Here is a 17,053-nt window from a genome sequence, read left to right on the forward strand (position 1 = left end):
TTGCCCAACGTGCTGTACCTTAGAGGTGGTTATTTTAGTTGTAATATTTATAAGGCGCCGAGTTTGGCGCCTTATTTTTTCCCGTCGTTGCTCGCTATTGCGCGCTCGTTTTTTCTTCCGATTTGCCGGCCAGCAGGCTGAGTAACGCATAGCGTTTCTGAAGATCTCTTTGCGCAGCCTGATGCAGCTCAGCGGCGACTTCCGGCTCCTGTGTATCAAGCCGACGGAACCGCTGTTCCTTAAGCAGCGCAGAAGCAAGGCCTTCCACGGGAGGGCGAGAGTCCAGCGTGAGAGCCGGCTTTTCCTCGTCCAAACGTCGCGGATCGAAGCGGTACAGCGGCCAGAAGCCGGAGGTTGTTAACTGCTTCATCTGGTCATGGCTAAAGGCCAAATCGTAACCGTGTTCCTCACAGGGGCTGTAGGCGATAATCAGCGACGGGCCGGGGTAGGCTTCAGCCTCCTGTATGGCTTTCACCGTTTGGTTTAGCTGAGCGCCGAGGGAGATTTGCGCAACGTATACGTGACCGTACATCATGATGCTGACGCCCAGATCTTTACGTCCTTTGCGCTTACCCCGTTCGGCAAACTTGGTTACGGCGCCCATCGGCGTGGCCTTGGACTGCTGACCGCCGGTGTTTGAATAGCACTGGGTATCCAGCACTAAAACGTTTACGTTCTCTGTCAGGCTCATGACGTGATCCAGCCCGCCGAATCCGATATCGTAGGCCCAGCCGTCGCCGCCAATAAGCCAAATAGACTTATCGACCAGGTAGTCTGCGCTTTCGATAAGCTCCTTCGCCTGAGGGGCATCAGCGTTGCGTAAAAGCGCCTGCAGCTGGGCTATTTGGGCGCGTCGGACGTTAACGTCCGCTTCCTCGGCCTTCAGTGCTTCAATCAGATCTGGCGGCAAAGCGTCCGTCAGCTCATCGAGCAGTCGTATCGCCCTGGCTCGGTGTTGGTCGACGGTCAGCCGGAAGCCCAAGCCGAATTCTGCGTTGTCCTCAAACAGCGAGTTGGCCCAAGCGGGGCCTCGACCTTCCGCATTGGCGGTGTAGGGCGTGCTGGGCAGGTTTCCGCCATAAATGGAGGAGCAGCCGGTCGCGTTGGCGATCATCATCCTGTCGCCGTAGAGCTGAGTCAGCAGCTTGATATAGGGCGTTTCCCCACAGCCTGAGCAGGCGCCGGAGTATTCAAACAGCGGCGTAATGAGCTGAGAGGTTCTGATGTCGATGCGTTCAAGCCTGCTCTTGTCAATCTCGGGCAGCTGAAGGAAAAACTCAAAGTGGCGTTTTTCCACCTCAAGATTTTCCAGCCGCGGTTTCATGTTAATCGCCTTGATGCTTGGATCCTGGCGATCTTTTGCCGGACAGACCTCAACGCACAGGTTACAGCCGGTGCAGTCTTCCGGCGCAACCTGGAGAACGTATTTTTGGCCGCGCATGTCTTTGGACTTTACGTCCAGCGACTGAAGGCCGTCCGGCGCGTCGGTCATGGCCTCTGGTGAAACCACTTTGGCGCGGATGGCCGAGTGGGGGCAGGCGGCGACGCAGTGGTTGCACTGGGTGCACAGCGGCGCTTCCCAAATGGGGATATTTTCGGCAATGTTGCGCTTTTCCCAACGGGTGGTGCCAACGGGCCAGGTGCCGTCAGGCGGGAAAGCGGAAACGGGCAGGGCGTCGCCCAGACCGGCCAGCATGGCGGCGGTCACGGTTTTAACAAAGTCCGGCGCGCTGTCTGAAACGACGGGCGGACGATCGGCGGCGTTTTCATCAATGGGCTGCAGCGTAATCTCTGCTAACTCGCTGACGGTAGCGCCCAGCGCCTGCCAGTTGTTTTGAACGACCTCCTCCCCTTTGCTGCGGTAGCTTTTGGCGATGGCGTCCTGAAGCTGCTTTAACGCCGTATCGCCGGGAAGGATCTGGGTCAGGTGGAAGAACGCCATTTGCATCACGGTGTTGATGCGAGCGCCGAGGCGGCATTCGCGAGCGATCTTCGCTGCGTTAATGATAAAAAATCGCGCCTTACGCTGATGGAGCAGGGCCTGAACGTCTCTTGGCAGGCGACGCCAGATTTCGTCTTTGCCGTAGGGCGTGTTGAGCAGGAACGTGCCGCCGACTTTCAGTTTTTCTATCATCTGGTATTTATCGATAAACTGATTTTGATGGCAGCCGACAAAATCGGCCTGCTCAATAAGATAGGCGGAATTAATCGGATGTTCGCTCACCCGCAGGTGGGAAACGGTTAGCCCTCCAGCCTTTTTGGAGTCATAAACGAAGTAGCCCTGGGCGTGAAGCGGCGTACCGTTACCAATGATTTTTATGTTGTTCTTAGTGGCCGATACGGTGCCGTCGCTGCCAAGGCCGAAAAACAGCGCCTCCAACGTTGCTTTTTGAGGAATGGTTTCATCCGTTAGCGGAAGCGACAGCTGGGTTACGTCGTCGAAGATGCCGACGGTAAAGCGGGGGCGCGGCCTGTCGAGCGACAGCTCTTTAAACACGGCCAATACGCAGTCCGGCGCAAACTCTTTGGACGACAGGCCGTAGCGGCCACCGATAACCAGCGGCAGCGACGCGCGCTCGCCGCGAGAAAAGGCTTCCGCCAGCGCGGTCATAACGTCCAGATAAAGGGGCTCGGCCTGAGCGCCGGGCTCTTTAGTGCGATCGAGCACGGCGACTTTTTTCACGCTTGAGGGGAGACGCTCAAGGAAGTGGCGGGCAGAGAAGGGACGGTAGAGCCGAACCTTCAGCATGCCGACCTTTTCACCGCGCGTTAGCAGCGAGTCAATCGTCTCTTCAGTCGTACCGCAGGCGGAGCCCATAAGGATGACAACGCGCTCCGCTTCGGGATGGCCGTAGTATTCAAACGGACGATAGCGCCTGCCTGTTTGCTCGGCGAAGTCATCCATCGCTCGTTCGACGTGGCCGTAGGCGTCGTTATACCAAGGGTTCGTGGCCTCTCGGCATTGAAAGTAGGTATCGGGATTGGCCGAAGTTCCTCTAATTACGGGGCGATCGGGCGTCAGCGCGCGTTGGCGGTGTGCCTTAATGGCATCGGCAGGCAGCAACTGGCGCAGCGTATCGTCGCTCAACGGGACGATTTTGTTGATCTCGTGAGAGGTGCGAAAACCGTCAAAAAAATGAATAAAGGGAATTCGGGCGTTGAGTGAAGCTACCTGAGAGATAAGCGCGAAGTCTTGAGCCTCTTGAACCGACGCGGCGCACAGCATGGCGCAGCCGGTTTGCCTTACGGCCATAACGTCAGAATGATCGCCGAAGATCGACAGTGCGTGAGTCGCCACCGTTCTGGCTGCGACGTGCAGTACAAAAGGCGTGAGCTCGCCGGCCAGTTTGTACAGCGTCGGGATCATTAACAGCAGGCCTTGAGAAGACGTAAACGAGGTTGCCAATGCGCCGGTTTGAAGCGCGCCGTGGACGGTTGCGATAGCGCCGGCTTCCGACTGCATCTCGATAACGCGAGGGGTGTCTCCCCAGACGTTTTTCTGTCCATACTCGGACCAATCGTTAGCCTGTTCGGCCATCGTTGAGCTGGGGGTTATGGGATAAATGGCGATAACTTCGCTTGAACGGTAGGCCACGGAGGCGACCGCACTGTTACCATCGGTAGTAATCATAAACACGACCTTCATTGATTCACATGCCCACGTTCAGGACAAAGAAAATCCTTTTATTGGCACGTCGTTGTCCCGTTTATAGAGTCTTCCAGACTGATAGCCCAGTATATCAGATTGTGTTGCAAGGGCGGCGACTGTTTTGTGTAGTAATGTTATTTCTTCAGTGCGAAAAAAGGCTGAAAATGGGATGAAAGCCTCTATTTTCTGCATTTGAAGATATAAGTATCGTAGACGTACCGCGCCGAATAGAGTAAAAATAGTGGGTTAAAGCGTCATGATGCGTTTCCCGATGTGAAAATAAAAAAAAGCCAGCGATATGCTGGCGAAAGATGGAGTCGGTGAGTTAAAACAGCGGGCTCACTCGTCAATGAGTTAAGTTAATGCATGAATAATAGCGAAAGACTTCACCGCGTGCGGTGCAAAAAATGCTATCAAAATGTAATGAAAATATGTCAAATGCGTTTCTTTTAAGCGAACGTAGAAGTATCCCCATTATTGAAAAAATCAGTCGTTGAGGTGACAGCATGAAGGGAAGGACGTGCCTGTTGGCGTTGAGCTGCATAGTAATTTTAGCCGGATGTTCAAGCGAACCCGATAAGCCGCATCGCTATGTATCCCATCAAAAGATGGAGGCGGTCGCGGAGCCTATGGATGCGGTCGCGCTGGCCAACTGCAGCAGCATGGGCGGAATGCCGACAACCTTGCATAATCTTGACGGCAGCGCGGTAAGCAAATGTCAGCTGTCGAACGGTAAGCGGTTCTGATAGCGAGATGAAAAGGCCGGAAGATATTTCCGGCTTTTTAAGTTGTTAACCTTCGTCGCTATCTGACCCAGTCCATCAGGCGATAGGTGAGGGAGTGGGTCGACGTGCTGAGCGTCAGCGTTCCGTTCTCAAAGCGAACCATCGCGCCTTCGTTAAGCATGCTGGAGACGGTTTGATCGAGCTGGTTTAAGTGTTCGTCCAGACAGGCCATGCGCGTAGAGGCCAGCTGCGGCGCCGTCAAAACGCCGTTTTTAAGCTCGCCTTTGCCCATAAAGCTGTTGCACATGGCGCCGCTGATGTGCATGTTTTCCCCAAACTCGATGTCAAGAGGGCGCTGCTGCCTGCTGGTGTCTTTCATTGCGACGCCGTCGGCATGGGTCAGTACGAATCTGTGATGCATTAAGTCCCGTTCGGTGGTGGGCGGCTTGTGTCCAGAGCTACAGCCGGTTAGAACGGCAAGGGCAAAAAGCAGAGGATATAGTGTTCTCACTCTTTTCTCTCCAAAAGGCGATATTCCTGCGGCCGGGCATCGTGGTTGATAACGGTGCCCGGCCGTTGTTTTACAATAGATTAGGACACGGTTCGCCGTTTTCCAACTGCTGAATGTTTTGCAGCGTTGTTTCAGAGATGCTCAGCAGCGCCTCTTCGGTCAAGAAGGCCTGATGCCCGGTAAACAAGACGTTATGACAGGAGGAAAGGCGGCGAAAAACGTCATCTTGAATGACGTCGTTTGACTTATCTTCGAAAAACAGGTCCCGTTCGTTTTCATAAACGTCCATGCCCAGGGAGCCAATTTTTTGCCTTTTGAGCGCTTCGATGGCGGCGGGGGAATCAATCAGCCCGCCCCGGCTGGTGTTGATAATCATGACGCCGTCCTTCATCTGTTCAAAGGCGGCGGCGTTCAGCAGATGGTGGTTTTCCGGCGTTAGCGGGCAGTGCAGGCTAATAACGTCAGACTGTTCATACAGCGTTTTCAGATCAACGTACTCTGCGCCCAGCTCCAACGCCTGCGCCGACGGATAAGGATCGAAAGCCAAGAGGCGCATGCCGAACCCTTTCAGAATGCGCATCAGCGCAACGCCGATTTTTCCGGTACCGATAATGCCGGCGGTTCGGTTATGCATGTTAAAGCCAATCAGCCCCTCCAAAGAGAAGTTGGCGTCGCGCGTTCTCTGATAGGCGCGGTGAATGCGACGATTGAGGCTCATCATCATGCCGACGGCGTGTTCAGCAACGGCTTCCGGCGAATAGGCCGGGACGCGAACGACCTTAAGCCCAAGCTCGCGGGCGGCGTCAAGATCGACGTTATTAAAGCCGGCGCAGCGTAAGGCCAGCATCTTGACGCCGACTTTCGTCAGCTCTTCCAATACCGCACGGCTGCCGTCATCGTTAACGAAAATACAGACCGCATCGCAGCCTTGGGCGTTTTTTGCCGTTTGTTCACTAAGCTTAAAGTCAAAGAATTCGAGGCTCACGCCAAAACGGCGATTGGCGATTTCAAGGTATTTTCTGTCGTACTGTTTTGTACTGTAAATTGCCAGTTTCATTTAATATCTCCACCAAAGATTTAAAATAAATTTACCAGAGATAATGCGTTGGAACAATTTAACGATATTCCGTATAGGCCAATATTTCGGGTTTAGACAATGTTACCAATATGCTAACCTTGTCGATCATATTTATCGAGTTTAAAGCCCCCATTCGAGCGGTCAGAGCGTGGTCATACAGTGGTCATAAAAAAGCGTATCAAAGCGGCATTTTTTATCGCACTCGCGGTAGCGCTGGCTCTTTGTCTCGTCTGGCAGACCATTGCCGTTTGGCTCCCTTATGTCGCGTCTTACTGGCTTCCCTCCGGCTCTCAGCTTGTGTTTACCCAACGCCCTGAATTGATTAAACGCGGCGTTTCTTTCAAAGGTATACAGGTTTTAGCGCAAGACTGCTTTTTGGCGGACGTTGGTGCGTTCACGTTAACCTATGAAAATCGCCGGTGGAATATAAGCGGAAAATCGCTGGATATCGATACTCACTGTTTGGAAAAGCTTGCCGAGCAGGAGGAAGCGGAGGATGGATCTTCCGAAACGTCGCTGGCGGATATTCAAAAGGCGCTGCCTGCACTCAATGTATCGCTGGAGCGCTTTAGCGTCACGCCTTGGGAATCCTACAGCGGTAAAGTTGCGTTGGCCAGCGGCCAACAGGGGCAGCGTTTGGCTATTTCCGGCGAGCTGCTTTCAGGCGTCGCCACGCTGGACAGCGCGCAAACGCTGACGCTGGAGTCTTTTACGCTACGCTTTCCCGACAGCCCTGAAGTTATCGCGCTTAACGGCGCGGTTAAAGTGCCGCTGAACATGAACTCAATCCCTGAATATGGCGACGTTAACGCTGAGGTGGTTTCTACGGCCGTCGATAAGCCGCTGGACGTCAAACTCGCCTGGCGGCAGCAGGACGGGCATTTGAGCGTAACGCCGAAAGGGGAAGACCTTCTGCTGCTGGACGTCCCGTGGACGCTGTCGGGAAAAACGTTAACGGTGCAGCAGGGGCAGTGGCAGTGGCCTTACTCCGGGCAGGCGTTTTCCGGCGGCGTCAGCATGACGGTAAAAGACTGGAATAAGGACTACAGCGAAGCAAATCTGGAAGCGCGCATTAACGTCGTTACAAAGGGCAGCGCCGGCAAGGGTAACGTCGTACTAAACCTTGCTCCCGGCTTGGCGAGCCTCAAAAATAGCGATCTGCGCTTTCAACTGACGGGTAAGGTCAATGAAGACGACATTTCGTTCTACGCCACTATCCCTGGCGCGCTCACCGGCACGCTGCTTAATCCTACCGTTACTCTGACTTCCGGCGCGCTGCTGCGTGCGACCGGGCCGGTAACGCCGGATATCTATTTGCATGAAGCCCGCCTCCCGCTGGCGGGGATCCGCCTGACGGATAAAGGCGTTACCGGTCGGCTGCAGACAATTATTAACGCCAGCCATCGCTACTGGGGAAAATACAGGCTGCACCTGGACGGCCGGGCGCATGAGTTTTTATTTGACCAAGGCCGCTGGGAGTATAACTTCTGGGGTAACGGCAGCATGCCTCCGCTTCAGGCTCAGTGGGACATGTCGGGAAAGGGCGCATGGGAGGGAAACCAAATCAGCCTTCAGTCGCTGTCGACCGGCTTTAATCATTTGGCCTATGGCCGCGTTACGGTAGACAAGCCGCGCCTGACGCTGTCGGAGCCGCTGGTTTGGGATCGCGCGCAGAATACCTATGAGGCCGGCTGGCTGCTGCAAACGCAGAAGGTGTCGTTTACCAACGGCGGCTATTTACCCACCTCAACGCTCAACGTGCGCTTTTTCGGCCATAACCCGGCGGACTTTCAGTGGAAGGGCGATTTGAGCGCAGGGCGGGTTGGCCCCATCAACCTGAACGGACGCTGGGACGGAGAGCTGATTCGCGGTGAGGCGTGGTGGCCGCAGCAGTCGCTGGGCGTATTCCAAACGCTGCTGTCCCCCGAGTTGGGATTTAAGATCCGCAGCGGTACGCTTTACGCGCAGGCTGCCTTTTCAATTTCAGAGAAAAACGGCATCGAGGCCGGCGGTCACTGGGTGGTGAAGAACGGTGGCATGTGGCTGAAGGACGGAGAGCTCAGCGGTCTGGACTTCGTGATGTCCTATCGTTTGAAAGATCACGTTTGGCAACTGGGGCCGAAGGGGCCGGTTCAGCTGCGGGTTAAGCGGCTCAATAACCTGTTTGATATGCAGAATATCAGCGCCGATCTGCAAGGCTTTTTCCCCCATTCGGCCAGCCGCCCGCTGCGCTTAACTAACGTAGGCGTCGATATGCTCAGTGGGCATATCGGCATGAAGGCGCTGAATTTCCCGCAGAAAGCGCCCGCCGTACTGACGCTAAAAGGTATCGATCTGAGCGAACTGTTTACCATTCTTAAGCCAAAGCAGTTTACGATGTCCGGTAAAGTGGACGGAGAGCTGCCGCTTTATCTAAATCACCCTGAATGGGTGGTGCGTAACGGATGGATTGAAAATAGCGGCTCTTTAACGCTTCGTCTGGACAGAGACTTAGTGGCGGCCATCAATGAAGACAATATGGCGACCGGCGACATTATGGACTGGCTGCGCTACATGGAAATCAGCCGTTCCCGTGCGGACGTTAACCTGAATCATCTGGGCATGTTGACCATGGAGGCGCAGATTAAAGGCTTTAACCCGACCAAAAACGCCGAACGGCTGGTCATACTTAACTATCATCATGAAGAAGACATTTTTCAGCTGTGGCGCAGCCTGCGTTTTGGTGACAACCTGCAGGACACGCTAGAACAGTTTTTCTCATTGCCCAAGGAGCAGAAACCTCGTGAATAAATTCGAAGGGATAGTAGCGACGGCGTTCGCCGCGATTTTCCTTGGCGGATGCGTACCGCGTATTGAAGTCGCCCCGTCAAAGGAGCCGATCGTGATTAATATGAACGTGAAAATTGAACACGAAATTCATATCAAGGTAGATAAAGACGTTGAAAAAATGCTGAAAACGCAGTCAGACATATTTTAGGAGGATGCGATGAAGGCTATCTACGCTGGAATTACCGCGTTCTTTTTACTTTTTAGCTCCGCTTCATGGGCCTTGACGCTACAGGATGCCAAACGGCAGGGACTAGTGGGGGAAACCCTGAGCGGCTATCTGGCGCCGGTAAACGAAAGCGCACAGGCAAAAGAGTTTGCCGATAAAATCAATCAGGCGCGCCTTGAGCAGTATAAGAAGGTCGCGGAACAAAACGGCCTTCGCACCGAAGACGTAGCCAAAATGGCGGGGAAAAAGCTCATCGACCGCGCGCCGAGCGGAGAGTACGTTAAGGGTATTAACGGGCTATGGCTAAAAAAATAGTTAATGCGACGAGCAGGAACGAAAGCGGGGCATATCGCCCCGCTTTTCACATCAGGCAGTGATATATTGCGCAATGAAGGACTTGGCGTCGTCCTGCGCTTTTTTCGCAACGTCAGGGCCGTAGGCCACGCCTTCCTGATAGATGAACTCGACGTCGGTAATGCCGATAAAGCCCAGAAATACCTTCAGGTAAGGGGACATCAGATCGGTCGGCGAGTCTTTATGAATGCCGCCGCGGCTGGTCAACACATAGGCCTTTTTGCCTTTGACCAAGCCTTCCGGGCCTTTTTCCGTATAGCGGAACGTCACGCCGGCGCGGGCAATCAGGTCAAAATAGTTTTTTAACTGAGTAGGGATATTGAAGTTGTACATCGGCGCGCCGATGACGATAATATCGTTACCTTTTAGCTCTTCAATCAGCGCATCGGACAGCGCCAGCGCTTCACGTTGACGAGGCGACAGTTCCTGGCCGCTTGGGCGCATTGCGCCAACCAGCTCGCCGTCTAATACCGGGATTGGGTTTGCGGCCAAATCGCGAACGGTAATGACGTCAGAGGGGTTTTCCCTTCTCCACTGCTCGACAAAGTAGTCGGCCAGAATGTTAGACTGAGAATAATCCGCCAGAATGCTTGATTTTAGAACTAATACGTTACTCATGATAAATCCTTGTTTATGTCGTTCATCTTGGTATGCATCGCATTCTATTCACTCGGCGCCAAGGTTGATAGCATAATTATTAGAAGGTGTTATTCAGTTTTTTTGAAGGATAAAGAAAGCCGCGTCGGCACTGACTTTGTCAGCTTTATGGTAAGATGCGCTGCGCAAAAAGTTTATCCTCTTATTCAATACAGGACAGCAACTCGTGAAATCCCCCTTTGCCGCCTTATCCGACCGGCTTTCAATGCTGATGCTCGGCGATAAGAGGCGTTTACAGCGCCGCCTGGACGGCGTGCGCCGCATTCGGCAGCCAGAGAAACAGGCGTCAGCGCTTTCTGAAATCGAACGAGACATCGAACGAAGCCTGCTGCGGGTCGCCAACCGCGAAGCCGCACGCCCGGCTATCAGCTATCCTCCGTCGCTGCCGGTTAGCGAAAAGCGTGAGGCGCTGCTGGCCGCCATTCGCGATCATCAGGTCGTTATTATCGCCGGTGAGACGGGGTCTGGAAAAACGACGCAAATTCCGAAGCTGTGTCTGGAGCTTGGGCGGGGCGTCAAAGGCGTTATTGGCCATACTCAGCCGAGAAGGCTGGCGGCGCGGACGGTAGCCAGCCGCATTGCCGACGAGCTGAACGTTCCCCTGGGCGACGCCGTTGGCTATAAGGTTCGCTTTAACGACAAAATCGGCGACAACACGCTGGTCAAACTGATGACCGACGGCATCCTGCTGGCTGAAATTCAGCAGGATCGCCTGTTGACGCAGTACGATACGATTATTATCGACGAAGCGCACGAGCGAAGCCTGAACATTGACTTTATCCTAGGCTACTTGCGACAGCTGCTGCCAAAGCGCCCCGACCTCAAGGTTATCATTACGTCGGCGACCATCGATCCGCAGCGTTTCTCCCGCCATTTTAATCAGGCGCCGATAGTCGAGGTTTCTGGCAGAACCTATCCTGTTGAAGTACGGTATCGCCCGATTGCCGAGGAGAGTGACGACGGCGATCGCGATCAGCAACAGGCGATTTTGGACGCGGTCGACGAGCTAATGCGCGAAGCGCCGGGAGATATCCTGGTGTTTATGAGCGGCGAACGGGAGATCCGCGACACCGCGGACGCGCTGAACAAGCAAAACCTGCCCCATACGGAAATTTTGCCGCTGTACGCCCGTTTGTCCAACGCCGAGCAGAATCGCGTATTTCAGTCCCACGTTGGGCGACGCATCGTGCTGGCGACGAACGTCGCCGAAACCTCTTTAACCGTTCCGGGCATTAAGTACGTTATCGATCCCGGTACGGCGCGCATCAGTCGCTATAGCGCCAGGACAAAGGTTCAACGGCTGCCGATTGAGCCTATTTCACAGGCGTCTGCCAACCAGAGGAAGGGGCGCTGCGGGCGCGTTTCCGACGGTATCTGCATTCGCCTTTATTCCGAGCAGGACTTCCTTTCCCGCGCCGAGTTCACCGATCCGGAAATTTTGCGTACCAATCTGGCGTCAGTCATTTTGCAAATGACGGCTATTGGGCTTGGCGACATCGCGGCGTTCCCGTTCGTTGAAGCGCCGGACAAGCGCAATATTCAGGACGGCGTCCGCCTGCTGGAAGAGCTGGGCGCCATTGAGTCTTTTGACGAAGGTAAAAGTCGGCTTACCGCCGTTGGTCGCCAACTGGCACAGCTGCCCATCGACCCTCGCCTGGCGCGCATGGTGATAGAAGGGCAAAAGAACGGCTGCGTGCGCGAGGTGATGATTATTACCTCCGCGCTGTCCATTCAGGATCCCCGCGAGCGGCCGCTGGAAAAACAGCAGGCGTCGGATGAAAAGCACCGCCGCTTTAGCGATAAGGACTCAGACTTTATCGCCTTTGTGAACCTGTGGAACTATCTTGCCGAACAGCAGAAGGCGCTTTCGTCGTCTCAGTTCCGTAAGCTGTGTAAAAGCGATTACTTAAACTATCTGCGCGTGCGGGAGTGGCAGGACGTCTACACCCAGCTGCGGCAGGTCGTGAAAGAGCTGGGGTTCCCGGTTAACAGCGTGCCGGCCGAATACCGCGAGATACATATGGCGCTGCTGTCCGGCCTGCTGTCGCACATTGGCCAAAAGGACGTCGAAAAGCAGGAGTTTACCGGCGCTCGCAATGCCCGCTTCGCTATTTTTCCCGGCTCCGGGCTGTTTAAGAAGCCGCCCAAGTGGACGATGGTCGCCGAACTGGTGGAAACCAGCCGACTGTGGGGAAGAACGGCGGCCCGCATTGAGCCGGAGTGGGTTGAGTCGTTAGCGCAGCACCTTATTAAGCGTTCCTATAGCGATCCCCACTGGGAAAAAGCGCAGGGCGCCGTGATGGCCAGTGAAAAGGTTACGCTGTACGGTCTGCCGATCGTCGCTGAGCGCAAGGTCAACTACGGCAGCATCGATCCGGTCGTAAGCCGGGAACTGTTTATTCGACACGCGCTGGTTGAGGGCGACTGGCAGAGCAAGCATGCGTTCTTTAAGGCTAACCGTAAGCTGATCTCCGAAGTTGAAGATTTGGAAAATAAGTCTCGCCGCAGAGACATTCTGGTCGACGATGAGACGCTGTTTAATTTTTATGAACAGCGCATTGGTCAGGAGGTCGTCTCCAGCCGCCACTTTGACAGCTGGTGGCACAAAGCCTCTCGCGAGCAGCCGGACCTGCTGAATTTTGAAAAATCGATGCTGATTAAAGAGGGTGCCGGCAAGGTAAGCGCCCTTGATTACCCGAATACCTGGCAGCAGGGAAACCTGCGCCTGCGCGTCACCTATCAGTTTGAGCCTGGCGCCAACGCCGACGGCGTAACGGTGCATATTCCTCTGCCGGTGCTTAATCAGGTTCAGGAAGAGGGCTTTGACTGGCAAATTCCCGGCCTGCGTAGCGCTCTGGTTATTGCGTTAATCAAGTCGTTGCCTAAGCCCGTCAGGCGCAACTTTGTGCCTGCGCCCAACTATGCGGAAGCCTTTCTTGCCCGCACAACGCCGCTGCAGAACGGTTTGCTTGATTCGCTGGAGCGCGAGCTTCGCTTGATGACAGGTGTGACGGTGTCACGTGATGAGTGGCAATGGGATCAGGTGCCCGATCATCTTAAAGTCACCTATAGAGTCGTAGACGACAAAAACAAGCCGTTGGCGGAAGGGAAAGATTTGGCAGCCCTGAAGCAAAAGCTGAAGCAAAAAGTGCAGGAAACCCTCTCCGACGTAGCCGATGACGGCATCGAACAAAGCGGCCTGCACCTGTGGTCCTTTGGTTCGTTGCCAGAACGCTACGAACAGAAACGGGGAGGTTACTCCGTGAAGGCCTATCCGGCGTTGACGGATGACAAGGACAGCGTGGGCATTCGCCTGTTTGAAACGGAGCAGGAGCAGCAGGCCTCCATGTGGCAGGGCACTCGGCGGCTTTTGTTGCTGAATATTCCTTCGCCGGTGAAATATCTGCACGAAAAGCTGCCGAACAAGGCCAAGCTGGGCCTCTATTTCAACCCGTTTGGCAAAGTGCTCGACCTGATTGACGACTGCATCGACTGCGGCGTCGATAAACTTATTGCGATGAACGGCGGCCCGGCGTGGGGCGAAGAGGGCTTTGAAGCGCTAAAAGAGCGTGTACGTGCCGATTTGAACGACTGCGTGGTGGATATCGCCAAGCAGGTTGAACAAATTTTAACGACAACGCACGCGATCAATAAGCGGCTGAAGGGGCGCGTTGACGTTTCGCTGGCGTTGGCGCTTTCGGACATCAAGGCGCAGATGGGCGGCCTGATTTATCGGGGATTCGTTAGCCACAGCGGCTGGCGGCGGCTGGCGGACATTCTTCGCTACCTGCAGGCCATTGAGCGACGCATGGAGAAACTTCCGGTCGACCCTCACCGCGACCGCGCCCAGATGCTGCGGGTTGAAAGCGTACAGCAGCAGTATCAGGCGCTGTTGAACAAGCTGCCGCCACATAAGGCCGCTCCGCCGGAAATTGCCGAGATCCGTTGGATGATTGAGGAACTTAGGGTCAGCTACTTTGCCCAGCAGCTGGGAACCCCGTATCCCGTATCGGATAAGAGAATTCTTCAGGCGATTGAGCAGGTGACGCTGTAACTAATTCTATGCATAGATAAGAAAAAAGGGCCGTTTTAATAACGGCCCTTTTTTATCAATATCAATGCGCTATTACTTATAAATATCCGCCGATACGGTAACCACGCCGCCCTGTTTTTCCCACTGGCGGGTAATGTGGTAGTACTTGCCGCCCTTGGCCGCAGTCCGCTTGGCGATCTGCTCGGACATATCCACCGAGTTGCTGAAGTTATCGGTAATGGTGACGGAGTCGAACGGCGTCATCTTGGCAGCAGTGGCGTTATTCAGCTCCTGGATTTTGGTTCCGTCGCGCAGCGTGATGGTATAGCGAGAGCCTTCGGTGCTGGTTTGGGTTTCAAAGAAGCGGCCAACGTCAGTGCTAAACGACGTTGAAGAAGCGACGTTTGGAATCTCTACGTCTTTAGCCGCTTCACCGCCGGCGGCCAGCGCGGCGCGCCCTGCGTCAGAATCGGCGGGGATTGGGTTGTCCTGAGTCTGGATTTTACGCATCGGCGCGTCTTTCTTATAAATGAAGGCCGTTACGTACTGGTTGGCGCCGCGGTTGGCGTCAACCTGCCGCACGATGTAGAAAGAGTAGGCGCCTTTTTCCTTCGCTTCTTTAGTGATGGCGTCATTGATATCGTCCTGCAGCGGGAAATAGCCGCGAATGGAGACGGTATCAAACGGCTCAAGCTTAACGGCCTCTTCTTTAGGGAGTTCACGAACGCCGTTGAAGACGCGGTATTCCGTCTCTTTGGTTGACACAGCCGCGTCGGCTTTATAAAGGTCTACGATAATGCGCCAGTTTCCGCCTTCAGAGTTTTGGTCACTGATGTCGCGCACGTAAAATGAGGCCGCGCCGACTTTGTCAGCCCGCTTTGAAGCCGCCTGATTGGCTTCAAAAATGCTGCTGTAGTGACCTGTAAAGGTGATTCTGTCGAAAGGAACTAACCGATCGGCATTCTCGGGTGTTAACTCTTGTGCTGCAAATGCAGAAAAAGCCATCCCGGAAAGCAGAGCTGTAGTCATTAGCGTTGTTTTCAGCTTCATAAAGGATCCTTTACGCCTTACTTTTTATTAACGTCGTGAAATTGCTACCGCCAAGGGTAAGCGATTATGTCACGGATTGACAGGGAATACGCTAGCATTTTTTCATTATTTCAGCACGCTGAATGCGCGTCTGCGGTTTTTGTGCCGACGCATAAAAAGCGCTTGGCGCCGGTTAAGCTTAAAAAATCAACAATAGATCTAATTTTTATAACAAGTTGATAAAAAAACGTGAGAATAACGTCGGAGACTATGGATCGCCGAGTATATTTTCAGTAGGTTATAGGCTGCTGAATTGACCGGGGGCAATTGATAAGACATTACGATTATTCAGCTTCTCGTGTACTCGGCTTAAACACGTCAGGAAAATTCAGATTATACCCTTACGCTCTGGGCTGCCGTTCGCTGGCAAAGCGGGGAAAAGGGCATAACAAACGCTTATCATCCACGATTGATGAAAAGGGAAAAATATGCAAATTGGTGTACCAAGAGAGCGGTTGGCCAATGAAGCCCGAGTAGCTGCAACGCCGAAAACGGTAGAGCAGCTGATTAAGCTCGGGTTTTCTGTGGCGATAGAACAAGGCGCGGGCAAGCTCGCAAGCTTTGATGACTCAGCGTATGAGGCCGCCGCCGCAACGATTGTATCAAAGGACGACGTCTGGAAATCCGACATTATCCTTAAAGTCAACGCGCCGGACGACGGCGAGGTGGAGCTGCTTCGGGAAGGCACCACGCTCGTCAGCTTCATTTGGCCTGCGCAGAATCCTGAACTGATGCAGAAGCTGGCGGATAAAAACGTCACCGTATTGGCGATGGACTCTGTCCCCCGTATCTCTCGCGCCCAGTCAATGGATGCGCTGAGCTCGATGGCCAACATAGCGGGCTATCGCGCAATCGTGGAAGCGGCCCATGAGTTCGGTCGTTTCTTTACCGGCCAGATCACCGCTGCCGGTAAGGTTCCCCCTGCGAAAGTCATGGTTATCGGCGCAGGCGTTGCCGGGCTGGCGGCCATCGGCGCCGCGGGCAGCCTGGGCGCTATCGTTCGCGCTTTTGATACGCGTCCTGAGGTTAAGGAGCAGGTGCAAAGCATGGGCGCCGAGTTCCTTGAGTTGGATTTCGAGGAAGAAGCGGGCAGCGGCGACGGCTATGCCAAAGTGATGTCTGAAGCCTTTATCAAGGCGGAAATGGCGCTGTTCGCCGCGCAGGCGAAAGAGGTGGACATTATTGTCACTACCGCGCTCATTCCAGGTAAGCTGGCTCCGAAGCTGATTACTGAAGAGATGATCGCCTCCATGAAGGCCGGCAGCGTTATCGTTGACCTGGCGGCGCAAAACGGCGGTAACTGCGCGCTGACGCAGGCTGATAGAGTGGTTGAAACCGAGAACGGCGTAAAAATCATCGGCTATACCGACTTGCCTAGCCGCCTGCCGACCCAGTCCTCCCAGCTTTACGGCACCAACCTGGTGAACCTGATGAAGCTCCTGTGCAAGGAGAAGAACGGCGAACTGGATATTAACTTCGAAGACGACGTTATTCGCGGTGTCACCGTCGTTAAGACCGGCGAAATTACCTGGCCGGCTCCGCCGATTAAAGTATCGGCTCAGCCTCAAAAGCCAAAGGCGCAAGAGCAGGCCGCAGCGCAGGTCGTTGAGAAAAAGAGCTCTCCAGTGAAGAAGCTGGCTCTGCTGGCGCTGGCGATTATTCTGTTTGGCTGGCTGGCCAGCGTGTCTCCGGCAGCGTTTCTGTCCCACTTCACCGTCTTCGCGCTTTCCTGCGTAGTCGGCTACTACGTGGTTTGGAACGTAAGCCACGCGCTGCATACGCCGCTGATGTCGGTGACTAACGCCATTTCCGGCATTATCGTCGTCGGCGCGCTGTTGCAAATCGGCCACGGGGGATGGGTTACGCTCTTCTCCTTTATCGCGGTTCTCATCGCCAGCATTAACATCTTTGGCGGCTTTACCGTTACCCAGCGCATGCTGAAAATGTTCCGGAAGAACTAAG

General features: G+C 54.4%; 11 protein-coding genes. 6 read left to right on the plus strand and 5 right to left on the minus strand.

What is annotated here, in order from left to right; translation table 11 throughout:
• Positions 1–94: 94 nt before the first annotated feature.
• Positions 95–3,631, minus strand: coding sequence for a pyruvate:ferredoxin (flavodoxin) oxidoreductase (gene nifJ / locus G544_RS0102440; RefSeq protein WP_027273112.1), 3,537 nt, complete (start codon positions 3,629–3,631; stop codon positions 95–97).
• A gap of 524 nt (positions 3,632–4,155) precedes the next feature.
• On the opposite strand from nifJ, the gene G544_RS0102445 reads away from it, so the two are divergent.
• Positions 4,156–4,395: a DUF333 domain-containing protein gene (locus G544_RS0102445; RefSeq protein WP_081650716.1), complete on the plus strand. Its 240-nt coding sequence runs from the start codon at positions 4,156–4,158 to the stop codon at positions 4,393–4,395.
• A gap of 58 nt (positions 4,396–4,453) precedes the next feature.
• On the opposite strand, the gene G544_RS0102450 is transcribed toward G544_RS0102445, so the two are convergent.
• Positions 4,454–4,885 carry an META domain-containing protein gene (locus tag G544_RS0102450; RefSeq protein WP_027273114.1) on the minus strand — a complete coding sequence of 144 codons (432 nt, stop codon included), beginning with the start codon at positions 4,883–4,885 and terminating at the stop codon, positions 4,454–4,456.
• 70 nt (positions 4,886–4,955) lie between these two features.
• Positions 4,956–5,942 carry a 2-hydroxyacid dehydrogenase gene (locus G544_RS0102455; protein ID WP_027273115.1) on the minus strand — a complete coding sequence of 329 codons (987 nt, stop codon included), beginning with the start codon at positions 5,940–5,942 and terminating at the stop codon, positions 4,956–4,958.
• 186 nt (positions 5,943–6,128) lie between these two features.
• On the opposite strand from G544_RS0102455, the gene G544_RS0102460 reads away from it, so the two are divergent.
• The 3 genes from G544_RS0102460 to G544_RS0102470 are packed head-to-tail and all read left to right on the plus strand — an operon-like array spanning position 6,129 to position 9,273.
• Positions 6,129–8,753 carry a YdbH family protein gene (locus G544_RS0102460; protein ID WP_027273116.1) on the plus strand — a complete coding sequence of 875 codons (2,625 nt, stop codon included), beginning with the start codon at positions 6,129–6,131 and terminating at the stop codon, positions 8,751–8,753.
• A 10-nt stretch (positions 8,754–8,763) separates the two neighbouring features.
• Positions 8,764–8,940, plus strand: coding sequence for a YnbE family lipoprotein (locus G544_RS0102465; RefSeq protein WP_027273117.1), 177 nt, complete (start codon positions 8,764–8,766; stop codon positions 8,938–8,940).
• A 9-nt stretch (positions 8,941–8,949) separates the two neighbouring features.
• Positions 8,950–9,273 (plus strand): YdbL family probable chaperone protein, encoded by a 324-nt coding sequence (locus tag G544_RS0102470; RefSeq protein ID WP_027273118.1) that lies wholly within the window; start codon positions 8,950–8,952, stop codon positions 9,271–9,273.
• Between the two features lie 51 nt (positions 9,274–9,324).
• On the opposite strand, the gene G544_RS0102475 is transcribed toward G544_RS0102470, so the two are convergent.
• Entirely contained in the window at positions 9,325–9,930 is a 606-nt protein-coding gene (locus G544_RS0102475; RefSeq protein ID WP_027273119.1) for an FMN-dependent NADH-azoreductase, read from the minus strand.
• 205 nt (positions 9,931–10,135) lie between these two features.
• Between G544_RS0102475 and hrpA the strand changes: the two genes are divergently transcribed.
• The gene (gene hrpA / locus G544_RS0102480) at positions 10,136–14,023 is read left to right on the plus strand and encodes an ATP-dependent RNA helicase HrpA (protein ID WP_027273120.1); all 3,888 of its coding nucleotides are present in this window, start codon (positions 10,136–10,138) and stop codon (positions 14,021–14,023) included.
• Between the two features lie 72 nt (positions 14,024–14,095).
• Here hrpA and ydgH read toward each other — a convergent pair whose 3' ends face one another.
• Positions 14,096–15,052 (minus strand): DUF1471 family protein YdgH, encoded by a 957-nt coding sequence (gene ydgH, locus G544_RS0102485; RefSeq protein ID WP_027273121.1) that lies wholly within the window; start codon positions 15,050–15,052, stop codon positions 14,096–14,098.
• Positions 15,053–15,519: 467 nt separating this feature from the next.
• On the opposite strand from ydgH, the gene pntA reads away from it, so the two are divergent.
• Positions 15,520–17,052, plus strand: a complete 1,533-nt coding sequence (pntA, locus tag G544_RS0102490; protein ID WP_027273122.1) for a Re/Si-specific NAD(P)(+) transhydrogenase subunit alpha — start codon at positions 15,520–15,522, stop codon at positions 17,050–17,052.
• The last annotated feature ends 1 nt before the right edge of the window (position 17,053 follow it).

The sequence above is a fragment of the Leminorella grimontii ATCC 33999 = DSM 5078 genome (assembly GCF_000439085.1).
GTDB classification, from domain to species: domain Bacteria; phylum Pseudomonadota; class Gammaproteobacteria; order Enterobacterales; family Enterobacteriaceae; genus Leminorella; species Leminorella grimontii.